Source organism: Salegentibacter sp. BLCTC (assembly GCF_015143665.1).
Classification (GTDB): domain Bacteria; phylum Bacteroidota; class Bacteroidia; order Flavobacteriales; family Flavobacteriaceae; genus Salegentibacter; species Salegentibacter maritimus.
The window spans coordinates 16,420-37,825 of sequence record NZ_WYEW01000012.1 but is presented as its reverse complement, the minus strand read 5'-3'; the positions used below and the strand labels follow the sequence as shown (position 1 = coordinate 37,825).

Genomic DNA, 21,406 nt, shown 5'->3' with positions numbered 1-21,406 from the left:
CCAAAATTTGCTCTTAAAAATTCTTATATGAAAAAACTCTTATTAATACTATTCCTTAGTACTTTTAGCTTAAGTGCCCAGGAACAAGTGAAACCCTTTTTTGAAAATGGGGAAGCACAAATTGTTCCTGAATTTAATATCCCCGAAGATTGGATTCGCGAAGATCTATGGGTAGAAACCAATTTTGATACTGATGGTGATGAATTGCCAGACAGGATGCATGTGGCGGTAACCAGGCCAAAACAAACTGAAACCGAAGGTTTAAAACTTCCTGTAGTTTATGAGTCCAGTCCCTATTTTGCAGGCGTAGCACCCGATGTAGAAGGTGCTTTTTATGATGTTTATCACGAGCTTGGGGAAAAGGGAAAAGATATTGTTCATCCATCTGTAACCAGAATTGGGGAGCGCCCAATCATTTCCAATTCACAAATAAACACCTGGGTGCCGCGTGGATACATCGTAGTACATTCTTCATCGCCGGGAACAGGGCTTTCGCAAGGTTCTCCAACCGTAGGGGGAGATAACGAATCTCTCGCGCCAAAAGCAGTAATAGATTGGCTTAACGGGCGGGCGAAAGGATATAAGACTCCTTATGGAGACGAAGAAGTTGAAGCTTACTGGACCACCGGAAAGGTAGGGATGACAGGGACTTCCTATAACGGAACAATTCCTCTGGCAGCTGCCACAACAGGGGTAGAAGGTTTGGAAGCTATTATTCCCATCGCACCAAATACTTCTTATTACCATTATTATCGTTCCAATGGGTTGGTGCGTTCGCCGGGTGGTTATCTGGGCGAAGATGTAGATGTGCTGTATAATTTTATTCATAGTGGCGATGAATCAAAACGCGCTTATGCCGATTCTGTTTATCGCGATACCGAAATTAAAAATGGGATTGACCGTATAACCGGAGACTATAACGAGTTTTGGGCGGGTCGTGACTATTTAAATGAAATGGAACCTATGAAGGCCGCATTATTTATGGCACACGGTTTTAACGATTGGAATGTAATGCCAGAGCATAGTTACCGTATTTATAAAGCTGCAGAAGAAAAAGGCCTGCCGGTTAAAATCTATTACCATCAATATGGGCATGGTGGTCCACCACCAATTTCCATGATGAATAAGTGGTTTACCAAATACCTGTTTGGAGTAGATAATGATATAGAAAAAGGCCCTAAAGCTTATATTGTTCGGGAAGATGACCATCCCAAAAAACCAACGGCTTATGCAAATTATCCAAATCCGGATGCTGAAAAAGTTAGATTGTATTTACAGAACAACGGATTAAAAAAGGGAGCGCTTAGCACTAAAAAAATAAAAAATCAGGGAAAACAAACCTTAATTGATAATCATAATTTCTCTGCAGATTCTCTGGCAAAGCTTAAAAGCTCTAAACATCGTTTATTATTTACTACACCTATTTTAAATGAAGATGTGCATCTTTCGGGCTTGTCTACTATAAAGATTAAGTTGGCCAGTAGTAAGCCGGCAGCAAATCTTTCGGTTTGGATGGTTTCGCTGCCCTGGAATTCAGGTGAGAATACCAAAATAACCGATAATATTATCACCAGGGGTTGGGCAGATCCGCAAAATTATAAATCGCTAACCGAAAGTGAAGCTTTAGAACCGGGTAGGTTTTATGAATTGTCCTTCGACCTTAATCCCGATGATCAGGTAATTCCTGCGGGGCAACAAATAGGATTGATGATTTTTTCTAGCGACAATAAATTTACACTATTACCAGAACCAGGCACCCAACTTACTGTAGATCTCGATGAAACCCATATAGAGATTCCTGTGGTGGGTGGAATGCCGGCCCTACAAAAAGCAATGAAATAATAGGATAAAATACTAAAAAAAGGAATTATTCCAATATTTAAATTAACTTTGAGGTGTATTGCTACCTCAAAGTTTTTTTATGTCCAAAATTGAAAAGTATATAAAAGGGCGGGGTGCCCAAAAAAATGTGCACAATCGTTTTAATGCTCTTGAACACGAGTTTAGAGATGATTTTTTAAATTACTGTGCAGTTGAAGGAGATGAAGTTCAGAATTCTAAAACGCTTTTAATAGATACCTTCCCTAAAAGCATTGTAAATAAAGTGACCAGCCCCGATGTTGGTATGGGCTTCTCCTTAAATCCTTATCAGGGTTGCGAACATGGATGTATTTATTGCTATGCCAGGAACTCCCATGAATATTGGGGCTATGGCGCCGGACTTGATTTTGAGCAAAAGATTCTGGTAAAAAGAAATGCGGTAACACTGCTGGAGAAAAAGCTTAGCAGTAAAAAATGGAAAGCCAAACCTATTGTACTTTCAGGAAATACCGATTGTTACCAGCCTACAGAGAAGAAACTGAAAATTACCAGGCAACTATTGGAAACCTTTCTAAAATACAAACATCCTGTGGGCATTATCACCAAAAATGCCCTGGTGCAAAGGGATATGGATATTCTTAGAGAACTGGCGGCAGATAATTTAGTACATGTAAACCTTTCGGTTACTTCGCTTGATGAAAAGACCCGTAGTATTTTGGAGCCCCGAACGGCCAGTATAAAGAAACGCCTGGAAACCATAGAAAGACTTTCTACGGCTAATATTCCGGTAAGTGTTATGATGGCACCCATAATACCTTCTATTAATTCTCACGAAATTATGCCCCTGGTTAAAGAGGTTTCGGAAAGGGGCGCATTGGGAGTGGGCTACACTATTGTGCGTTTAAACGGTTCAATTGGAGCAATTTTTACTGACTGGATTAAGAAAACAATGCCCGATAGGGCCAGTAAAGTATTGCACCAAATTGAAAGTGTGCACGGCGGAAGCTTAAATGATAGCAGGTTTGGTACAAGAATGAAGGGGGAAGGCGAGTTCGCCGATCAGGTAAAGCAGCACTTTAAAATAGCAAGGGCTAAATATTTAAAAGGAAAAGCGAAACCACAGCTAAACTGTCATTTACATGAACAATTTAAAGATGGTCAAATGAAACTTTTTTAAAAGAGTATCCTGTTGCTGAACTCGCTTATAAATTTATTAGCACCGCCAAAGGCCGTAATGCCCCTAGGTAGTTTACTTTCAATTTTTTTCAAAGATTACATTTGCATTAAATTTAGTCTCATTTTTTTAAGTTTATGACGAATTTATAAGCTTTATGCTGAAATCATTAATATTTTAGAGAACAGAGAACAGAGAACAGAGAAAATATGCCGGAACTACCTGAAGTTGCTTATCAAAAAAAATATGCCGATGCTACTATTTTGCATAAAAAGATTGTAAAAGTAGAAACCGGAGATAAAAAAATATACCAGTCAGATAAAAGTGAATTTGAAAAAGTGCTTCAAAACAATCAATTTACCAGTAGCGAGCGTTTGGGAAAATATTTGTTCCTCAATTTAGAAAAGCAGGGATGTTTGGTGGTACATTTTGGGATGACCGGTAAGCTAGAACACTACCAGCACAACGAGGTTCCAAAATATGCGCAACTTACGCTAACTTTTCAGGATCATTCCAGGCTTTCCTTTACCTGCCCCCGGAAGTTCGGAAAACTCTATTTAGCTGAAAGCTTAGCCCAATTTCAAAAAGAGAATAATTTAGGAATTGATGCTTTGGCGCTTAAAAAAGAGGTGTTTTTAGAGATTTTAAAGGCTAAAACCGGAAGTATAAAAGGATTGCTAATGAATCAAAAACTCATTGCCGGAATTGGAAATTTATATGCCGATGAGGTGCTGTTTCAGTCTAAGGTTCACCCGGCCACCAGAGTGAATAAACTTTCAACAAAAGAGAAAACCGAAATCTTTAAAAATATTGCTGAGGTTTTAGAAGTAGTAAAAAAGGCCAGAATAGAAGGAAAAAAACTTCCTGAAAGTTACCTGACTTCGGTGCGAAAAAAAGCTGCAGCCTGTCCGCGGAACAACGGTAAAATAGAGCAAATTAAAATTTCTGGGAGAACCACCTATTTTTGCCCTGCCTGTCAAAAAGAAAAAGCCTGATTTTTAAAGCTCTCCATGCCACTCTGCATAAAACTGTTCAAGGTACAACTCCATAAATTCGTGACGTTTTTGGGCAATTTCCTTTCCGGTTTTAGTGTTCATACGGTCCTTTAGTAAAAGCAACTTTTCGTAAAAATGATTAATAGTTGGGGCGCTAGAAGCTTTATATTCTTCCTTGCTCATATTGAGCCTGGGTTTAATTTCGGGGTCATAAAGCGCCCGTTCTTTAAACCCTCCGTAATTAAAAGTCCTGGCAACACCAATAGCTCCCAAAGCATCCAGCCGGTCGGCGTCCTGGACGATCTTTAATTCAATTGAGTTAAAATCCTGCGAAACATTTCCTCCTTTAAAAGATACGTTTTCGATGATTTTCACCACCTGTGTTATAATTTCAGCAGAAACCTGTTGTTTTTTAAGGAATTCTGAAGCCACTTTAGGCCCTATGGTTTCGTTGCCATTATGGAATTTAGAATCGGCAATATCGTGGAGAAGCGCACCCAATTCTACGATAAAAAGATCGGCAGTTTCAGTTTTCGCAATTAATTTCGCATTTCGCCAAACCCGTTGAATGTGAAACCAATCGTGACCACCTTCCGCATTTTTAAGGCTTTCTTTTACGAAGTCTTCGGTATTTTTTAAAACCTGAGATTTATTCATATTCAAATCAAAGAATATTTTTGGAAGTATCGTTTCGTCAAGCTGAACCTGCTCGGCTTTACAGGATGACGTTTTAATATACCCACAGACGGTTTTTAAATTTATTTAATATCGGCAATAATGGTTCTTTCTACTTTAGCAACCAGGCTTTCCGGATCGTCTGAAGCTACGGGAATAGGTTCGTGAACCTTTAATTTTATATGAACTCCCGGCTCCATTGGGAAATTGCCGTGTTTAAAGAGTTCCCAGGAATTATTGATGGTTATGGGAACAATAAGTGCTTCAGGCATTTGTTTAAAAAGCATTTGCATACCACTTACCGCAAACTTTTTAGGGGCTCCTGTTCTACTTCGTGTGCCTTCGGGAAAGATAACTGCAGAACGGTTGGTTTTAGTAAGATATTTAGCAAATTTACTCATTTTAATAAGCGACTCCCGTTTGTTTTTTCTGTCAATTAATACAGAACCTCCGTGGCGTAAATTAAAAGAAATACTGGGGATGCCTTTTCCCAGTTCTTTTTTACTTACAAATTTTGGATGGTGTTTTCTTAAATACCAAATTATGGGTGGAATATCGTACATTCCCTGGTGGTTTGAGATAAAGATACAGGGTTTTTCTATCGGGATATCGTAGGGATTATCAAAGCTAAACCGCGTACCTAATACATTTAGGCAACGCATTAAAAAGAAATTAAAGATATCTACACTTTTCTTATGTGCCTGGTAGCCACCTAGCTTTAGACAAAGCCATTGAATTGGATGAAAAACCAGTAGATTGATAAAAAAGAAAAGATAATAGAGGGCCGTTAGCGGATATGAAAGTATTTTTTTCATCACATAAATTATGCGGCTAAATTAAGTATTTAAGCCTTAAACCTGCAAGTACAAATGTGGGAAAGGGAAATAAAAAATGACTGGTTGAAAAATTGATTTTGTTCGTCATCCTGAACTTGTTTCAGGATCTAGTTTCAAATTAACCTAGAAGCTGAAACAAGTTTAGCTTGACGCAATAAGACTTTTCAACCAGTCATTTAATAGTTTATACTAGATATAGCTGCTTAGCAAAACTCGTTGTAAGCACCAACAAGGTTTTCGGCAATCATTTCTGCCGGACGGCCTTCAATGTGGTGACGCTCTAGCATATGTACTAATTCACCGTCTTTAAAAAGTGCCATGGAAGGCGAAGATGGAGGGAAAGGTACCATTAAGCTACGCGCTTTTTCGGTAGCTTCTTTGTCTACCCCTGCGAAAACAGTTACTAAATTATCTGGTTTTTTTGCATTTTGTAAAGAGATTCTTGCGCCCGGTCTTGCATTGGCGGCAGCACATCCACAAACCGAATTTACAACTACCAGGGTAGTTCCTTCTTTTTTCATGGCGTTTTCTACATCTTCTACGCTGTGTAATTCTTCAAAACCAATGCTGGTAAGGTCTTCTCGCATAGGTTTTACTAAATCTGCTGGATACATATAGTTGTTTTTTTGTATTAAACTTTTGTAAGTTACAAAGATACCAAATTAACTTCAGGTGTCCATATTCCAATTAATTATGTGGAGATAGGATAAATTGATGAAGGCTTTTATTTTATGTTGGGTATTACAAGGCTCTACCTTTAAAAATTGCTACAAGGCTTTTGGCTTTTAAATCTCATTTCATGAGTAAATTACCTGGTAGCAAGCTCACGAGCTATTCTTTAAGAACCATTGAATAATTTCGAGCTAAGCCTTAGAGCATTTAAACCTTCATTGTCTACTAAAATAGTATCTTTGCCGCTTATTAAAAATTTTCTTCATGTTTAAGTGGATTGCCGCCGTAATTGGCTATATGTATTTCCGGTTTCCGGGAGCCATTTTAGGATTTATTGTAGGAACCCTTATAGATAACTGGAGCCGCGGTAGTGGTGGAGCATTTAAACAAATGTTTGGAGAGCAGGATCAAAAAGTTTCTCCCGGCGATTTCGAGCTTAATTTATTGTCTTTATGTTCCCTGGTGATTAAGGCCGATGGGCAGGTTTCGCAATCTGAAATGGATTATGTGCGCTCTTACTTTGTGCAGGCTTATGGGAAGGAACGCGCTAATGCAACCTTTAGAACCTTTAATGAGTTGGTTAAGAATCGTGAAATTTCGGCATTAAGAATTTCACAGTATTTGGCCGCCAGAACAAAATACCCGGCACGTTTACAAATTATCCACTTTTTATTCGGAATTGCCCAGGCCGATGGAAAAGTAAGCGATGCTGAAGCACGGGTAATCCAGGAAATTGCCGGTTACCTTAGAATTGGCAGAATGGATTTTGAGAGCTTAAAAGCCATGTTCTTTAAATCGGCCGATAATGCTTATAAAATTTTGGAGATCGAAAAATCAGCCAGCGATGCCGAAGTTAAAAAAGCCTACCGCACGATGGTGAAAAAATACCATCCCGATAAATTAGGACATATGGATGAAGCCTACAGAAAAGGGGCGCAGGAAAAATTCAATAAGGTCCAGGAAGCTTACGAACAAATTCAAAAGGAACGCGGATTGTAAGTTTTTTTGAAGAATAATAGTTAGCCTGTAATTTAAGGACCCACGTTTTATATTAGTTCTTAGATACTTTGAAAACTGAAAAATCATAGAGCGATTTCTGTTATTTTTTAGAATAACTGAAACCGCCCTAATCCAATCACTAAAAAATTCTTAAAGGATATTTAAAAGATTTTTCGATGTATAATACTCAAAAATCCGTTTTTTTATGGCAAAATCACTGTTTAAAATAATAGTGGCCGGTAGCGAAAATGGTACTCCTTTACGATTGGCTAGCAATAGTGCAAGTTGGTGAACCCCATTTCTTTGGGTAAGGGCTTGTTTGTTCACCAATTTTATATTGTCGAAATAGATGGTATCGGTAGTTTCAACATCCATTTCTACCGCGTAATAATCTGAATTTAATTTGTTTATTACTTTTTGGTTTGTAAATATTTCCCGCTCAATTTTTTTGCAATAGGCACACCATTCGGCGTGAAAAAAGACAAATACCGGCTTTGGTGCTTTTTTTAGTGCCTGTTCAAGTTCTGCCCAGCTTTTCCAATTTATTTCAGCTTTTTTCTGAGCATTTACGCTAGGAAATACCAGTAGTAAAATGAATAAAAAGTAGCCATGCATTCGCATAATTCTTGTTTTAAAAATCGCCAAATTTTAATCCTATAAATACGGTTCTTGGCCGGTTTGGGCCATAGATATAATCGGAGTCCCTAAGTGGGCCCCGGTCAAAATCATTTTGGTAACTGTCAAATAGGTTTTGTACACCACCGCTTAGTTCTACGTGAAAATTTTCTATAGGGTCAAAGTGATAGGTGAATTTTGCTGTCATATCCAGAAAATCTTCTGTGTCTATCAATTTTATAAAACCGGTTTCGCTAACAACCCGCGGTGCTATCATAGAGCCGGTATAGCTTCCGGTTAGGTCTAAATTAAAGTTGTCGTTTATGCTCCAGTTAGAATTTAAAAAGCCATAAACATTGGGCGAGCGAATAAATTCGTCTAAAATTACATCTTCTTCCCCGGCAGAATCTCCATCGGCCTCATAAAGAACCTGGTTTTCTTTAAAGGTAGAACGTTGTATGGTGGCCCCGGCCTGGAAAAATAAAGATTCGTTTGGGGAAATTGTAAATTCCATATTAGTTCCCGCCACATAAGCTCCAGAGCCGTTTCGAGACTCCTCTAAAATAGAGCCATTGGGTAGCGAGGTGCCGGTACTAACTATGGTAAACGGGTTTTTAAGGCTTGTATAGAATCCTTCTATTAAAAAATTGGTCTGTACTTTATTGTAATTTTTAGTGAAATCAAAAGACGCCGTATAGGCATTGGAGAATTCACTTTCTAAATTTTCTGAAAGAATAACAAATCGCTGTTCCCCGCCAACCGAAGAGATATGCAGATCTTCGTTAAAAGCCTGGGGCGCCCTAAATCCACGAGCATAACCTCCTCTAAATTGTAAATTTTCTGAGAGATTGTACAAAATAGTTAAACGCGGGCTTAATACTGTTTCACTAATTTCTGTAGAACGTTGTATGTTTTGAATGCCATACAAACCATCTACGCTTACGTAATCTAAACGAGCTCCAATTAATGCGGTAAAATCTTCAATTGGTTTCCATTCGTACTGGCTATAAAGCCCAATGCTATTCACCTTCTGATCAACGATGCGGTTATAACCGGTAATCTCATCTTTTGTTTCATTTAGTTGATATTCCAGGCCGGTGGTAAGAACATCTTTATTAGAGAAGCTATGGCTATATTTTGCTCCTGAAACCACCGCAAGATCTGTGGTTTTTCCAAAAGCATTATTGGCCGCGATAGAATCGGCTTTGCTGCGGCCACCACCTAAACCTCCGTAGTAACTGTCTCTATTTGTATGCTGCACAGAAATATAGGCTGAGGCATTATTTTTACGTTCGTCGTCCCATAATTCGTAGTCAAGGCCTGTAAAAATAGTGTTATGGTCCAGTTCTTCGGTAATATCGGTAAACTGAGGTGCCAGGTCAATACGATCTCCGCCACGTCTATACTCTCTAATTCCGGTAAAATCCAGGCCAATTCTACTATTATCGTTGGGTCTTAAAAATGCTTTGGCACCCAGGGAATTATTGGTGAGTTTTGTAATTTCACTAAATCCGTCTTCGTTAGCATCATAGGCATCACGATCGCGAAATATCCCATATACCGTAACCCCACTGCTTAAGTCTTCACTAACTACTGAAGCATTCAGGTTTACATTTCTATCGGCTGTTTCTCCATCTATAAGCGCAAGGTTTGAACTCACTTCCCAGCTATCGTTTATGGGTTCTTTGGTGATTACATTTACGGTTCCTGCAATGGCATTAGAGCCAAATAAGGCCGAGCCACCACTGCGTACCACTTCTACCCGTTCAATAGTGCTAATAGGTATTTGCTCTAAACCATAAACCCCGTTTAAGGCACTAAAAACGGGTCGGCTGTTTACCAATACCTGGGTATATTCACCTCCCAGGCCATTAAGGCGAACCTGTGTAAAGCCGCAGTTTTGGCAATTTGTTTCCACACGTACCCCCGACTGGTAATTAAGTCCGTCTGCCAGGGAGATAGACTGGGTGGCTTCAAATAATTTGGGGCTAAGTACATTTACAATTACCGGTGCTTCTTTTTTACTAATCCTGTTACGGGTAGCACTTACCACTACTTGCTCTAAACCCAGGGCATCTTCAATGAGGGAAAAATTTATAGTTTGTTTTTTGTTATCTGTAAATTTTATCTCTTTGCTTTGAGACCGGTATCCCTGAGATCTTGCTATAATAGTAGCAGGACCTGTAGGTACATTTAATTCATACTTTCCGTTCACATCGGCATCGGTACCTATTGGCTTATCTTTTATATACACACTTGCAAAAGGTACCACTTCTCCGTTTGAGGTGATGGTACCCGAAATATTGGTTTCAGAGTTTTGGGCTACGGCTAGTGAAGTGCTCAGTATTAATAAGGTAATTAGCTTTTTCATGCTTCGGAAATAAAATTTCAACTTTATATTTTTTTCAAATGTATAAAATAAATTTAGACAAGACTAAAAATATTGTTTTTTAAAATTAAATATGTACTTTTGGCTAGCAAAAAAAGCTGAGTATGTTTAGTTTTTCGGAAGAAAATTATTTGAAAGCAATTTTTCATTTAGAAAAAAAATACCAGGCAGGTGTTAGTACCAATGCCCTGGCGGAAGAAATGGAGACCAAGGCTTCTTCGGTTACTGATATGATAAAGAAGTTATCGGAAAAAGAGCTGGTGGTTTACAAGAAATACCAGGGGGTGAAACTAAGTGAATTGGGGAAGAAGACAGCCATTCAGGTGGTTAGGAAACACCGTTTATGGGAATATTTTCTTGTAGAAAAATTGGACTTTAATTGGGACGAGGTGCACGATATCGCTGAGCAATTAGAGCATATTAAATCTGAAAAACTTACCCGGGAATTGGATAAATTTCTGGGATTCCCTAAGCGTGATCCTCATGGCGATCCCATTCCCGATGCCGAAGGGAACTTTAGTGTAGCAAATAAAATGTTGCTTGCTGAGCTTGATAAAGAGGAAAAAGGGATTTGTGTTGGGGTAAAGGATTCTTCATCTGAATTTTTAAGATTTTTAGATAAGAACAATATCTCACTGGGAAAAGAAATTAAAGTATTGGAAAAGGAAGCCTTTGATGGCTCTATGCTAATTGTTATAGAAGAAAGAGAATTAAGAATATCTCAATTAATATCTAACAACCTATATATAAAAACACAATAAATGGAAGATGTAATCGCTTATTTTGAGCAATTAGACCCCGTTTTAGCTGCATTGTTGGCTACAATTTTCACCTGGTTACTTACGGCTGCAGGTGCCTCCCTGGTTTTTCTATTTAAAAATATGAATAGAAAATTATTTGACGGTATGCTTGGGTTTACCGGTGGGGTTATGGTGGCTGCCAGTTTTTGGAGTTTATTGGCACCCGGAATAGAAATGAGTCCCGGCGAAGGTTTTGAAAAAACAGTACCACCACTTATTGGATTTGGGCTAGGTGCAATCTTTCTTTTTGGACTTGATAAAATACTTCCCCATTTGCACGTAAACTTTAAAATGAGCGAAAAAGAAGGGATTAAAACCCCCTGGCATAAATCTGTTCTGCTTACCCTGGCCATTACCTTACACAATATTCCTGAAGGCCTGGCCGTGGGTGTACTTTTTGGAGCTGCCGGTGCAGGCTTGGAAGGAGCGACTATAGGTGGTGCCGTCGCCCTGGCGCTTGGAATAGGTTTACAAAACTTCCCGGAAGGTTTTGCTGTTGCCATGCCACTGCGCGGACAGGGAATGAGCCGGTGGAAAAGTTTTAATTTCGGTCAACTATCGGCCATTGTAGAACCCTTTGCCGCAGTGCTTGGTGCCTGGGCGGTATTGACCTTTGAACCTATTTTACCTTATGCGCTTTCATTTGCTGCCGGGGCTATGATTTTTGTGGTAGTGGAAGAAGTAGTACCGGAATCGCAAAAAGGAAATTATACCGATATTGCCACTATGGGCTTTATAGTTGGATTTATGGTGATGATGACCCTGGATGTTGGTTTAGGTTAAACCTTTTGCAACATTGGTTTAGTGTTTTAGTCTTTAATAATAAAGGCTATGCACATATTGATACCGAATCCAGGCTTAAGGCGATTTAATACGGTTTTTCTTTTCTTAAAACCGATTTCACCAATGCTTATTTTCTGTTTTTTCAGTTTTGTTGCAGGAGCACAGGAGGTGGAAATTACAGATTATTCTGCTACAACTTATTTGGGGGAATCTTTCAATTTTAAAGACAAAAAAATTGTATTTAAAGAGGTATTGGAAGATTCAAGATGCCCAGATGATGTGACTTGTATTTGGGCCGGCGAAGCAAAAATACTGGTAGAAATAGTTGAAGGCAATAAATCTTTAGGAACAAAGATTATTAGTTTGCGTAGCAATGCAGTTACTAATGCGCCCGGCCTGGCCAGTTTTTTTAATGAGGATGTTAAGATAAAATTCCTGTCGCTTAGCCCGTATCCCAAAACTTCCCGAAAGATAAAGGCTTCAGATTACCAGCTTAAGTTGAAGATAACTGAAAACTTAGAAAATTAATCACAACCACAACCTAAAACTCCGCAGGCTTAGCCCTTAAAATGAATTTTATCATTTAAGAGACTTAGTACAAATGAGAAATAACCCTTATCTTGTAATTAAAAATTTATTATGGAATCAGTAATTTTAAAAGGAGAATCAAAAGAAGATTTAAAGTTGCTTATAAAACTTGCCAATAAACTTGGCATTGAAGCTCAATTTTTAAAGTCTAACGAATTAGAGGAATATGCGTTTGGATTAGCAATTGAGGAAGGAGTAAATGAAGAAGAAATGAGCCTGGAAGATTTTAAACAATCACTTTTAAAAGATGAAGGTAAGAATCAGTAAAAGCCTGGCAAAAGACACTGCAAAAATCACTGATAAAAAAGTTAAAGAAAAGCTTTTTAAAAAAATTGAACAGCTTCAAAATGCCGAAAATTTAAGTCAACAACCGATTAAAAAGCTTAAAGGATTTAAAGATTTTTATAGAATTCGAATAGGTGATTATAGATTGGGGATTAAAAAGTTGACTGAACAAGAAATTCTGCTTGTTCGTTTTTTGCAACGAAAGGAGATTTACAGATATTTTCCAAAAAGAGATTAATCACAACCACAACCTGAAACTCCGCAGGCTTTTGCTTTTTCAGACTTCTTTTTTAAAAAAGCGGGTTTCCAAATGAATTTTGTAAACATATATCCCAGGGCGATCGCGAAGGTGATAAAAACGAGTATTTCTTGTATTAGTGCCATAATTATGAATCTTTGATTTACATTTATTTTAATAATTGAAAAGCAGCCAGCGCTACAAAATAGGCGAATAAGGTCATAACCACCAATTGTAATACGGGCCATTTCCAAGAATTGGTCTCTTTTTTAACAATAGCCAGGGTGCTCATGCATTGCATGGCAAAAGCATAGAATAACAATAAGCTTATTCCACTGGCAAAAGTAAATAGGGGGCCTCCCAAAATTGGGTTTATCTCTGCGGCCATTCGGTTCTTAATGGTTTCCTCTTCATCGCTGCCAACACTATAGATTGTAGCCAGGGTTCCTACAAAAACTTCACGAGCGGCAAAAGAGCTTATAATGGCAATGCCAATTTTCCAATCGTACCCCAGGGGGGCTACCACTGGTTCAATACCCCTTCCCATAATCCCGATATAAGAATTTTTTAATCTAAAAGAGGCGATTTCCTCTTCAAGTTGTTCTTCGGTTACATTACTTTGGTTATCGTATTGTTCGCTCACTATTTGTTGGGCATTATTGAATTTATCTCCCGGCCCATAACTGGCCAAAACCCATAATATAATAGATATTGCCAGGATTATTTTTCCGGCACCAAAAACAAAAGCTTTTGTTTTTTCTACCACGTTAATCGCAATGTTTTTGCCCATGGGCATTTTGTAATTGGGCATTTCAATAACAAATTGACTTCGGGTTTTAATATTCAGAATTAAATTTAAGACCCATGCAGACCCAATAGCTACACCAAAACCAAGCAGGTAAAGCAGCATTAAAGTTAAGCCCTGCAGGTTAAAGCCCCAAACGCTTTCGTCTGGAATTACCAGGGCAATAATAATTAGGTAAACCGGTAAACGTGCCGAGCAGGTGGTGAATGGTACCACCAAAATGGTGATTAATCGTTCTTTCCAACTTTCAATATTTCGGGTGGCCATCACCGCTGGAATGGCACAGGCAGTCCCCGAAACCAGGGGTACCACGCTCTTTCCGCTAAGTCCGAATTTTCGCATAATGCGATCCATTAAAAAAACCACCCGACTCATATAGCCGGTTTCTTCTAAAATGGAGATGAATAAAAACAAAAAGGCTATTTGAGGAATGAAAATAACAATGCCCCCAAGCCCGGGGATAATACCCTCGGCAATAAGATTTGTAAAGGATCCTGCCGGGAAATTTATTTTGGTCCATTCACTTAAAAAGGCAAAGGTTTCATCAATAAGGTCCATAGGATAGCTAGACCAGCTATAAATTGCCTGAAATATGAGCAAAAGGATAGCGAAAAATATCGCGTAGCCCCAAACTTTATGAGTAAGGATGCGGTCTAAACGAGAACGAAGGTCTTTTGCTGAACTGGAATCGACCGTTAAAGTTTCTTTTAAAACACCATTGATAAACTGGTACCTAAGTATGGTTTCTTTATGCTGTAGTTTTTTTAATTCGGTATGGGATTTAGTTTCAAAATATGCCGAATTGGTAATCTCTTTTCTATTGATATTCCCAAAGTTAACATCCTGAGTAATTACCAACCAAAGTTTATATATAGATTGGTTTGGAAAAGCCTTTTTTAACCTTTCAAAATATTCGGGGGCTATTACAGAGGCATTCACACAGGGTTCATCTGGGATATGCCTGTAATTAATTATGGCTTCTTTGAGTTCATTAATCCCTGTGTTTTTACGGGCACTTACCAGGCAAACTTTTGTTTTTAAGCGTTCTTCCAGTAGGTCTACATCCAGGGAGATACCTTTTCGCTCCATCCTATCGGCCATATTAATTACCAGGATACTTGGAATTCCAAGGTCTTTAATTTGGGTAAAGAGCAGTAGATTTCGTTTAAGGTTTTCTACGTCGCTTACCACTACGGCAACATCGGGGTAATCTTTATCGCTTTTGTTAAGCAATAATTCTATAACCACATTTTCGTCTAAAGAAGAAGCATTTAGGCTATAGGTGCCCGGAAGATCTAAAATATGAGCTTTGAGTCCGCGAGGGAGTTTGCAAATACCTTCCTTTTTTTCAACAGTTATTCCGGGATAATTCCCCACTTTTTGGTTTAATCCGGTTAGCTGATTAAAGACGGAGGTCTTGCCGGTGTTGGGGTTTCCTATTAACGCAACATTTATTTGTTTGGCCATCTTAGCTTATAAGGTCAATTTCAATAAGTAAAGCGATTTCTCTTCTTATGGCCAGGTGGCTACCATTAATATTTAAATACATGGGATCTCTAAAGGGTGCCAATTGCAACATTTCTACTTCATTGCCCGGCAAACAACCCATTTCCAGTAATTTTAGCGGGATATTTTCTTCTGAAAATTCTTTGATAATCCCACGTTCTCCACGTTTTAGATCGGCCAGAGTTCTAATCACTTTTATTTAGATTAAATTTAAACAAGGCAAAAGTAAGGTAAAAATTCAGCAGTAAAAAAAATTGACGGGAAAAACCCAGTTTTTATCGATATTCCTGTTTTAACACCTCAATGTCGTGCATTAGGCTTTCTATGGCTTCGGCATCAGTACCATCATAAAAGCCTCTAATTCGTTTTTCTTTATCTACAAGCACAAAATTTTCGGTATGTATCATATCGTAAGGCCCGCCATCGCCATTGCTTTTAGAAGCCAGGTAAGATTTTCTGGCAAGCTCATAAATATGCTTTTTGCTACCGGTAACAAGGTTCCATTTTTCATCTAAAACGCCTTTTTCTTCCGCATAGGCTTTTAAAACCGGAACCGAATCGGTTTTTGGGAAAACGGTATGTGAGAGCAATAATACTTCGGGATCGTCTTTAATTTCCTCCTGAATATCCAACATATGATCGGTCATTACAGGGCAAATGGTTAGACAGGTTGTAAAAAAGAAGTCGGCCACATAAATTTTATCTTTATAGTAATCTTGCGTAATGGTATCGCCGTTTTGATTAATCAACTCAAAATCTTTAACCGTATGGTATTTGCGCACGTGTTGTACAGTTGAATCTACTAATTCAACATTTACCATATCTGGTTGATAGACGGGTAGACGTTCTTTGGGAGTTAGAAGGGTGTAAATACTATACACGATAATTGCGGAGAGTATAAACAATACAATAGCAAATTTTTTAAGCCAGTTAAATAGGTTGCGCATATTTTTAAATTAACACAAATTGAACTAATACTTTTCTGAACCCGGTTTCCCTTATACATTAAAATCTGGGAAAACTTTCTGCAAAATTAAGGCCTGGTGATTAATTTGTCGCAGTTTAAAACTTAAAATTTCAGTGTGTTGAAACCGAAAGGCTTTTAACTTTTCTAGGATGCTATAAAAGATTACTTTTGTGCGACTTAAAAATTTGAAGAATTACACATGGATCCATTTATAGTTAAAGCCATACAGTTACTGTTAAGCTTGTCTTTACTTATTGTTTTACACGAACTGGGGCACTTTATACCCGCCAAATTATTTAAAACCAGGGTAGAGAAATTTTTCCTCTTTTTTGATGTGAAGTTTGCTCTCTTTAAAAAGAAGATAGGCGATACTGTTTACGGTATTGGTTGGTTACCGTTGGGCGGATATGTAAAAATATCGGGGATGATAGACGAGAGTATGGATAAGGAACAAATGGCAAAACCCCCAGAGCCATGGGAGTTTAGAAGTAAACCAACCTGGCAACGACTTATTATTATGCTTGGAGGGGTTACCGTAAACCTGGTACTTGGTTTTCTTATTTATATGATGATTATGTTTGTTTGGGGTAAAAATTATATTGGCCCTGAGCAAATGCCGGAAGGTTTTGCAATTGCCGAAGAATTTAAGCAATATGGATTTAAAGATGGCGACCGGGTTCTGGAAATTAACGGTGAAGACCTTCAAAATAGCGACGATGTAAATCGTTACCTATTTATGCGTGATGTAAACAATATTACTGTTTTGCACCAGGATGGAAATGAAGAGGTTATTGAGGTACCTGAAAATATAGGCGAGCAAATGTGGGAACAGGGCGTTATGTTGCCTTTTATTCCTATTCAAAATCCAGTTTTAGATAGTGTGGTTGCCGAAATGGCCGCAGGTAAGGCCGGCTTGAAAAAAGGAGATAGTCTAATTTCTATCAACGATAGGGAAATAGGTTATTGGCATACCATTGGCCCGGTAGCTGCCGAAAACAAAGGAAAAGAAGTAGAGGTGATTTTTAAACGAGGCGATGAGATAAAGAGCGCCATGGTTACGCCCGATGAGGAAGGGAAGCTTGGAATAACCCCGCGTCGTGATTTTGAAATTAAAACGCAAAAATATGGCTTTGTTGAAAGTATAAAACAAGGTTTTGATTACGGTTATTGGACCCTGCACGATTATGTAGCGCAATTTAAATATGTCTTTACCCAAAAAGGAGCCTCTCAATTGGGTGGTTTTGGAGCCATTGGAAATATGTTCCCCGATACCTGGAACTGGAAAGGCTTTTGGCATACAACGGCACTTATTTCCATTATTCTGGCGTTTATGAATATTTTACCTATCCCCGCTTTAGATGGAGGGCATGTAATGTTCCTTTTATATGAAATGGTAACCGGAAGAAAACCTAACGATAAATTTATGGAAATTGCCCAAATGCTCGGCTTTTTTATCTTAATCGCTTTGGTTCTTTATGCTAATGGTAATGATGTATATCGCTGGTTATTTGAGTGATACGGAAGCGAGTAAAATTTATTCAAAAAAAAGTCGATTTTTGTTTTGTGGTGATTTAAATTTTGACTTATATTTGCAACCGCTAAAGAGCAAAACACTCCTCCTTAGCTCAGTTGGTTAGAGCATCTGACTGTTAATCAGAGGGTCCTTGGTTCGAGCCCAAGAGGAGGAGCAAAGCAGAAGAAACCAGTCTTGAAAAAGGCTGGTTTTTTTCGTTTAAATCCCTTTACAAATAAGGGTTTGTAACTAATCTAGTCAAAAAGGGGTTTTACTTCAATTTGAAAAATTCGGGACTAAAAAGGAGCCCAAATGGAAAAATTAGGAGTACAATTCGGGTACCCATATTATTTCTGGGTACCCATTTATCTAGCCGAGAGTATGCCAATTGTTTAACTTAAAATCAATTGGTATGAATCATTCAAAACTATCAATTTTATTCGTTGCCTATTTGGCAAAAACAAATCAAAAAGGACTATGTCCTTTAAAATGCAGGTTAACCTTTAAGAAGAAGCGAAAGGAATTTGCCTGTGGTGTAATGGTTGACCCTGAAAGGTGGGATTCTAAATTACAGAAAGTAGAAGGTGATAAGTTGTTCAATTCAAATTTGGACATAATACGAAGTAAAATCCAAAAAGTTTATATGACCCTGGAATTGGAGCAGGATAGTTTTACTGTGCAGGACATAGCTAATAAGTATTTAAATAAGCCAGGTCAGGATAAAACTTATTTAATTATTTATTACAATTCTTATTTGAAGAAACTTAAAAGTTTAATCGGTAAGGAACTAAAGGAATCCACCTACAGGAAATTTGAATATGTCCGAAATGACCTTAAAAATTTCGTTTGGTCAAAATATAAGAAAAGAGATATTCCATTAGAAGATTTAAAACTTTCCTTTTTAGATGATTTTGATTATTACTTAAAGACCAAGAAGGAGCAGAAACAGGTAACTATAAATAAGTCAATTCAGCGGTTTAGAAAGGTTATTAAGGTGGCATATGCAGAAGGTTTGTTGAACAATAATCCTTTTCTACTTCATAAGCCCAAAAGGGTCACAAAAGTGATTACATACCTCTCTGGTGAGGAGTTAGAAGCACTAGAGACCTATAACTTCAAGCTATCCAGACTAGAATTAGTTAGAGACCTTTTTGTCTTTAGCTGCTACACAGGTTTAGCCTACCTAGAGATGAAGCAATTGAAGAAAAAGCATATCATTAGAAATTTTGATGGTAAACTTTGGATTCAAATTAAAAGAGAAAAGACTGAAAAGAATCTGTCTATTCCAATATTAGATAAGGCAAATGATATTATTTCAAAATATTCAGGTCATAGCGAGTTAATTTTTCCCGCTTACAGTAATCAGAGAATTAATGCATATTTAAAAGAGATTGCTGTAATCGTAGGAATTGAAAAAAACCTAACTCATCATGTCGCTAGGAAAACCTTTGCTACTACTGTTTTATTATTTAATGGTGTACCTATGGAAATTGTGAGTGAACTTTTAGGGCATTCTAGTATCCAGATTACACAGGATTATTATGGTAAAATTGTACAAAAAAAAGTAGGTCTGGAAATGGCAGATTTAACAAAGAGGTTGAAGAAATAAAAGGAATACCACCTGGAAAAAATTTCTGGGTGGTTTTTTAATAAAAAAATAATATCTTTAAGGGGTTGTTTGCTAATTTATAAGGTTAAACAAGTCCTGTAAATCTACTTTTAGTGCTTTAGCGATAGCATTTGCATTCCCTACTGATGTATTTATTATCCCTCTCTCAATTCTACTGATTTGAGAGATTTCTACGCCAATATCATTGGCTAGTTGTGCTTGGGTAAAACCTTGGGCTTTTCTAACCTTTCTTAGGTTTTTACCAAATGCAATTAAAAAGTCTTTTTCAGTTAAATATTCCACGAGTTAAAAGTCGTGGAGCTCCATATTTATTTTATAGGCATATTTGCCTATTTTTATTGTCAAATTGAATCAACTAATCAAAAATGAAATTAGAAAATGAATTTGCTAATTATGCTATAGCAATAGCTCAAATGAAAGATACCACAGATTTAACTTTGTTTAAAAGCGACTCCAAAATCTATTCACATACAATGTCTTATATAGTCTTTGGTAATAGATTAGGTGATATTTATATAAATCTCAATAAACATGAAGATTTTGTGTATGTCTCATTCGCTACTTACACTGGCATAACTGAAAAAGCCAAAACTACAGGAGAAAGAATCTATAAAGATATGCCTGTGGAAGATTGGATTAATGCTATTGCTGAGGTAATGAATAATCATAATGCAAATCCCGACCATGCTCAATTGGTTATGAATTTTACACGTCAAAGAGTTAGCACGACACAATCTGCTAGTCCTGTTAAAAACTCAGGTTGTATACTGACATTACTGTTAATCATTCTTCCAATTGGCATATATTTTATTTACTAACCTTTAAACTTTTTAATTTTATGAAAGCTGTAAAACATTCTTGGTGGATAGGCGCCATTATAGGCCCTATTCTAACTATAGTACTGGTAGGAAGTCCTAATCCTGAATATGGCATGTTAATATTTGCTGGATTAGTGAACGGTATATTTTGGGGATGGATTATTGGTCTTATTATCGATAAGGTAAGAGGGACATCAGGCAATCGTCAGAATCCATCTACAAAAAGTAATAGAAGTGATTCCTACGTTAGAAATTCTGGTAATAAACCTGCTTTACGAAGAGATGGTTATTATCTGTCTTCAATAGAAACTGAAGATAACAAACCCATATTTTTTGTCTTGTTTTTTACCTCAAAAGGATTTGTTGCTTTTCAAGAGTTAGATGAATTTGATGATTCGGAATTGACTACTGAAGATTATCAGCAAATTCTTGCAGAAGGAGAAGCTCTTAGTGAAATAGAAATTTCTAGCAATCTAACTAAATTCCATAAAAGTGGAACGGATATATATATGAAGTTCTATAACCCTGAAGATTCTTCTAACATTGACCCAATTGAAAAAGTCCCTTATGAAGAGCCTAATGTTTATAATAAATGGTCAGGTCAAGTTATTCCAGGGGGGCTATTATTAGACTTAGAAACTAGGAGATTTAATTACTCTCTAAAGAATTACTCGAAAGAAAAGCAAATTAAAAATCTCAAATTTAAGTTTGTACCTATAAGTATGAATTAAATAACAAAAAATAAATATTTATAAACATGAAAAAAATCTTCTTTTTTGGAATTTTAATTCCAATTTTAAGTTTTGGTCAAGTAAAAAATAAAATTGAAGGAATAGTAATAAATACACCTTGTGAATTGGAGTATACCAGAAATTTAGGAAATCAGAATAATTACAGCTGTGTAATACAAAAAACTGATAATAAGATTTTTCAGTATTCAATTACTGTTCAAAATCTGTTTGAAGAAATGAAAGGTTTTACTGGAAGTTCTCTCCAAGTTTTTAAAGATGAGTTTTTGAAATCTGCTATGAATAATGCTATTGCAAATGGTGAAAGTGCTAAATATATTACGTTGAATAATCGAGGTAGTGCTCTAAAAACGGAATCTTACTTGACCTATTCTGGAAATAAATTCAAAAACCTTTCAATTGTACTTCTCTATAAACAAAAAAGTTATGTTGTTAATTTGACTACCAATGACTTAAATAGTTCTGAACTAAATAAGTTGGTAGATAGAATTGAAATAAGATAGCCATTAAAACTAAAAACCCTCTTCATATTGTAGAGGGTTTCTTTT

General features: G+C 37.2%; 24 protein-coding genes and 1 tRNA gene. 15 read left to right on the top strand and 10 right to left on the bottom strand.

The genetic code is table 11. The features are described from left to right. Nucleotides 1–27 precede the first annotated feature (27 nt). The 3 genes from GUB10_RS13915 (at nt 28) to GUB10_RS13905 (ending at nt 3,990) form a co-directional block, all read left to right on the top strand. Nucleotides 28–1,842 carry a Xaa-Pro dipeptidyl-peptidase gene (locus GUB10_RS13915; RefSeq protein WP_193712072.1) on the top strand — a complete coding sequence of 605 codons (1,815 nt, stop codon included), beginning with the start codon at nt 28–30 and terminating at the stop codon, nt 1,840–1,842. Between the two features lie 79 nt (nt 1,843–1,921). Continuing rightward, complete coding sequence (locus tag GUB10_RS13910) at nt 1,922–2,998, top strand: PA0069 family radical SAM protein (protein ID WP_193712071.1); 1,077 nt, start codon at nt 1,922–1,924, stop codon at nt 2,996–2,998. 206 nt (nt 2,999–3,204) lie between these two features. Then, nucleotides 3,205–3,990: an Fpg/Nei family DNA glycosylase gene (locus tag GUB10_RS13905; RefSeq protein WP_193712070.1), complete on the top strand. Its 786-nt coding sequence runs from the start codon at nt 3,205–3,207 to the stop codon at nt 3,988–3,990. A 3-nt stretch (nt 3,991–3,993) separates the two neighbouring features. Here the strand turns inward: GUB10_RS13905 and GUB10_RS13900 are convergent, their stop codons facing one another. The 3 genes from GUB10_RS13900 to GUB10_RS13890 form a co-directional block, all read right to left on the bottom strand. Then, on the bottom strand, nt 3,994–4,647 hold the full coding sequence (locus GUB10_RS13900; protein WP_193712069.1) for an HD domain-containing protein: 654 nt from the start codon (nt 4,645–4,647) through the stop codon (nt 3,994–3,996). 101 nt (nt 4,648–4,748) lie between these two features. After that, the gene (locus GUB10_RS13895; RefSeq protein WP_193712068.1) at nt 4,749–5,480 is read right to left on the bottom strand and encodes a 1-acyl-sn-glycerol-3-phosphate acyltransferase; all 732 of its coding nucleotides are present in this window, start codon (nt 5,478–5,480) and stop codon (nt 4,749–4,751) included. 224 nt (nt 5,481–5,704) lie between these two features. Further along, entirely contained in the window at nt 5,705–6,115 is a 411-nt protein-coding gene (locus tag GUB10_RS13890) for a BrxA/BrxB family bacilliredoxin (RefSeq protein WP_193712067.1), read from the bottom strand. Between the two features lie 322 nt (nt 6,116–6,437). Here GUB10_RS13890 and GUB10_RS13885 point away from each other — a divergent pair, with 322 nt between their 5' ends. Continuing rightward, nucleotides 6,438–7,172 carry a TerB family tellurite resistance protein gene (locus GUB10_RS13885; protein ID WP_193712066.1) on the top strand — a complete coding sequence of 245 codons (735 nt, stop codon included), beginning with the start codon at nt 6,438–6,440 and terminating at the stop codon, nt 7,170–7,172. Nucleotides 7,173–7,322: 150 nt separating this feature from the next. On the opposite strand, the gene GUB10_RS13880 is transcribed toward GUB10_RS13885, so the two are convergent. Further along, entirely contained in the window at nt 7,323–7,793 is a 471-nt protein-coding gene (locus tag GUB10_RS13880) for a thioredoxin family protein (RefSeq protein WP_193712065.1), read from the bottom strand. Between the two features lie 10 nt (nt 7,794–7,803). Continuing rightward, entirely contained in the window at nt 7,804–10,158 is a 2,355-nt protein-coding gene (locus GUB10_RS13875) for a TonB-dependent receptor (protein ID WP_193712064.1), read from the bottom strand. 122 nt (nt 10,159–10,280) lie between these two features. Here GUB10_RS13875 and GUB10_RS13870 point away from each other — a divergent pair, with 122 nt between their 5' ends. From GUB10_RS13870 to GUB10_RS13850, 5 genes are all read left to right on the top strand, one after another. Continuing rightward, complete coding sequence (locus tag GUB10_RS13870; RefSeq protein WP_193712063.1) at nt 10,281–10,937, top strand: metal-dependent transcriptional regulator; 657 nt, start codon at nt 10,281–10,283, stop codon at nt 10,935–10,937. After that, a complete protein-coding gene (locus GUB10_RS13865; protein ID WP_193712062.1) occupies nt 10,938–11,759 on the top strand; it encodes a ZIP family metal transporter in 822 nt (273 codons plus the stop codon). A gap of 123 nt (nt 11,760–11,882) precedes the next feature. Continuing rightward, nucleotides 11,883–12,287 carry a hypothetical protein gene (locus tag GUB10_RS13860; RefSeq protein WP_193712061.1) on the top strand — a complete coding sequence of 135 codons (405 nt, stop codon included), beginning with the start codon at nt 11,883–11,885 and terminating at the stop codon, nt 12,285–12,287. Between the two features lie 111 nt (nt 12,288–12,398). Further along, nucleotides 12,399–12,614, top strand: a complete 216-nt coding sequence (locus tag GUB10_RS13855; protein ID WP_193712060.1) for a hypothetical protein — start codon at nt 12,399–12,401, stop codon at nt 12,612–12,614. Next, nucleotides 12,595–12,870, top strand: a complete 276-nt coding sequence (locus GUB10_RS13850) for a type II toxin-antitoxin system RelE/ParE family toxin (protein ID WP_193712059.1) — start codon at nt 12,595–12,597, stop codon at nt 12,868–12,870. The genes GUB10_RS13855 and GUB10_RS13850 overlap by 20 nt, the downstream gene beginning before the upstream one ends. Here the strand turns inward: GUB10_RS13850 and GUB10_RS13845 are convergent. The 4 genes from GUB10_RS13845 to GUB10_RS13830 all read right to left on the bottom strand — a co-directional run bounded on the left by GUB10_RS13845 (nt 12,867) and on the right by GUB10_RS13830 (nt 16,128). Continuing rightward, nucleotides 12,867–13,016, bottom strand: coding sequence for a hypothetical protein (locus GUB10_RS13845; protein WP_193712058.1), 150 nt, complete (start codon nt 13,014–13,016; stop codon nt 12,867–12,869). The two genes, GUB10_RS13850 and GUB10_RS13845, sit on opposite strands and share 4 nt — an antisense overlap. A 23-nt stretch (nt 13,017–13,039) precedes the next feature. After that, nucleotides 13,040–15,142: a ferrous iron transport protein B gene (gene feoB, locus GUB10_RS13840; RefSeq protein ID WP_193712057.1), complete on the bottom strand. Its 2,103-nt coding sequence runs from the start codon at nt 15,140–15,142 to the stop codon at nt 13,040–13,042. A 1-nt stretch (nt 15,143) separates the two neighbouring features. Then, a complete protein-coding gene (locus tag GUB10_RS13835; RefSeq protein ID WP_370591103.1) occupies nt 15,144–15,380 on the bottom strand; it encodes a ferrous iron transport protein A in 237 nt (78 codons plus the stop codon). Nucleotides 15,381–15,456: 76 nt separating this feature from the next. After that, entirely contained in the window at nt 15,457–16,128 is a 672-nt protein-coding gene (locus GUB10_RS13830; protein WP_193712055.1) for an SCO family protein, read from the bottom strand. A 219-nt stretch (nt 16,129–16,347) separates the two neighbouring features. Between GUB10_RS13830 and rseP the strand changes: the two genes are divergently transcribed. The 3 genes from rseP (at nt 16,348) to GUB10_RS13815 (ending at nt 19,270) form a co-directional block, all read left to right on the top strand. Further along, the gene (gene rseP, locus GUB10_RS13825; RefSeq protein WP_193712054.1) at nt 16,348–17,664 is read left to right on the top strand and encodes an RIP metalloprotease RseP; all 1,317 of its coding nucleotides are present in this window, start codon (nt 16,348–16,350) and stop codon (nt 17,662–17,664) included. Between the two features lie 98 nt (nt 17,665–17,762). Beyond that, nucleotides 17,763–17,836, top strand: a tRNA-Asn gene (locus tag GUB10_RS13820). Nucleotides 17,837–18,073: 237 nt separating this feature from the next. Beyond that, nucleotides 18,074–19,270 carry a site-specific integrase gene (locus GUB10_RS13815; protein ID WP_193712053.1) on the top strand — a complete coding sequence of 399 codons (1,197 nt, stop codon included), beginning with the start codon at nt 18,074–18,076 and terminating at the stop codon, nt 19,268–19,270. A gap of 72 nt (nt 19,271–19,342) precedes the next feature. Here the strand turns inward: GUB10_RS13815 and GUB10_RS13810 are convergent, their stop codons facing one another. Continuing rightward, on the bottom strand, nt 19,343–19,573 hold the full coding sequence (locus GUB10_RS13810) for a helix-turn-helix transcriptional regulator (RefSeq protein WP_193712052.1): 231 nt from the start codon (nt 19,571–19,573) through the stop codon (nt 19,343–19,345). 83 nt (nt 19,574–19,656) lie between these two features. Between GUB10_RS13810 and GUB10_RS13805 the strand changes: the two genes are divergently transcribed. From GUB10_RS13805 to GUB10_RS13795, 3 genes are read left to right on the top strand one after another with little or no spacing between them, the layout of a single operon-like run. After that, the gene (locus tag GUB10_RS13805) at nt 19,657–20,109 is read left to right on the top strand and encodes a hypothetical protein (RefSeq protein WP_193712051.1); all 453 of its coding nucleotides are present in this window, start codon (nt 19,657–19,659) and stop codon (nt 20,107–20,109) included. Nucleotides 20,110–20,129: 20 nt separating this feature from the next. Beyond that, nucleotides 20,130–20,840 carry a hypothetical protein gene (locus GUB10_RS13800; protein ID WP_193712050.1) on the top strand — a complete coding sequence of 237 codons (711 nt, stop codon included), beginning with the start codon at nt 20,130–20,132 and terminating at the stop codon, nt 20,838–20,840. 26 nt (nt 20,841–20,866) lie between these two features. Next, entirely contained in the window at nt 20,867–21,361 is a 495-nt protein-coding gene (locus GUB10_RS13795; RefSeq protein WP_193712049.1) for a hypothetical protein, read from the top strand. Nucleotides 21,362–21,406: the final 45 nt, after the last annotated feature.

What these genes read in the sequence shown, in the direction of transcription:
- GUB10_RS13915 (WP_193712072.1), top strand. Translation starts at nt 28, where the DNA reads ATGAAAAAACTCTTATTAATACTATTCCTTAGTACTTTTAGCTTAAGT.
- GUB10_RS13910 (WP_193712071.1), top strand. Translation starts at nt 1,922, where the DNA reads ATGTCCAAAATTGAAAAGTATATAAAAGGGCGGGGTGCCCAAAAAAAT.
- GUB10_RS13905 (WP_193712070.1), top strand. Translation starts at nt 3,205, where the DNA reads ATGCCGGAACTACCTGAAGTTGCTTATCAAAAAAAATATGCCGATGCT.
- GUB10_RS13900 (WP_193712069.1), bottom strand. Translation starts at nt 4,647, where the DNA reads ATGAATAAATCTCAGGTTTTAAAAAATACCGAAGACTTCGTAAAAGAA.
- GUB10_RS13895 (WP_193712068.1), bottom strand. Translation starts at nt 5,480, where the DNA reads ATGAAAAAAATACTTTCATATCCGCTAACGGCCCTCTATTATCTTTTC.
- GUB10_RS13890 (WP_193712067.1), bottom strand. Translation starts at nt 6,115, where the DNA reads ATGTATCCAGCAGATTTAGTAAAACCTATGCGAGAAGACCTTACCAGC.
- GUB10_RS13885 (WP_193712066.1), top strand. Translation starts at nt 6,438, where the DNA reads ATGTTTAAGTGGATTGCCGCCGTAATTGGCTATATGTATTTCCGGTTT.
- GUB10_RS13880 (WP_193712065.1), bottom strand. Translation starts at nt 7,793, where the DNA reads ATGCGAATGCATGGCTACTTTTTATTCATTTTACTACTGGTATTTCCT.
- GUB10_RS13875 (WP_193712064.1), bottom strand. Translation starts at nt 10,158, where the DNA reads ATGAAAAAGCTAATTACCTTATTAATACTGAGCACTTCACTAGCCGTA.
- GUB10_RS13870 (WP_193712063.1), top strand. Translation starts at nt 10,281, where the DNA reads ATGTTTAGTTTTTCGGAAGAAAATTATTTGAAAGCAATTTTTCATTTA.
- GUB10_RS13865 (WP_193712062.1), top strand. Translation starts at nt 10,938, where the DNA reads ATGGAAGATGTAATCGCTTATTTTGAGCAATTAGACCCCGTTTTAGCT.
- GUB10_RS13860 (WP_193712061.1), top strand. Translation starts at nt 11,883, where the DNA reads ATGCTTATTTTCTGTTTTTTCAGTTTTGTTGCAGGAGCACAGGAGGTG.
- GUB10_RS13855 (WP_193712060.1), top strand. Translation starts at nt 12,399, where the DNA reads ATGGAATCAGTAATTTTAAAAGGAGAATCAAAAGAAGATTTAAAGTTG.
- GUB10_RS13850 (WP_193712059.1), top strand. Translation starts at nt 12,595, where the DNA reads ATGAAGGTAAGAATCAGTAAAAGCCTGGCAAAAGACACTGCAAAAATC.
- GUB10_RS13845 (WP_193712058.1), bottom strand. Translation starts at nt 13,016, where the DNA reads ATGGCACTAATACAAGAAATACTCGTTTTTATCACCTTCGCGATCGCC.
- feoB (WP_193712057.1), bottom strand. Translation starts at nt 15,142, where the DNA reads ATGGCCAAACAAATAAATGTTGCGTTAATAGGAAACCCCAACACCGGC.
- GUB10_RS13830 (WP_193712055.1), bottom strand. Translation starts at nt 16,128, where the DNA reads ATGCGCAACCTATTTAACTGGCTTAAAAAATTTGCTATTGTATTGTTT.
- rseP (WP_193712054.1), top strand. Translation starts at nt 16,348, where the DNA reads ATGGATCCATTTATAGTTAAAGCCATACAGTTACTGTTAAGCTTGTCT.
- GUB10_RS13815 (WP_193712053.1), top strand. Translation starts at nt 18,074, where the DNA reads ATGAATCATTCAAAACTATCAATTTTATTCGTTGCCTATTTGGCAAAA.
- GUB10_RS13805 (WP_193712051.1), top strand. Translation starts at nt 19,657, where the DNA reads ATGAAATTAGAAAATGAATTTGCTAATTATGCTATAGCAATAGCTCAA.
- GUB10_RS13800 (WP_193712050.1), top strand. Translation starts at nt 20,130, where the DNA reads ATGAAAGCTGTAAAACATTCTTGGTGGATAGGCGCCATTATAGGCCCT.
- GUB10_RS13795 (WP_193712049.1), top strand. Translation starts at nt 20,867, where the DNA reads ATGAAAAAAATCTTCTTTTTTGGAATTTTAATTCCAATTTTAAGTTTT.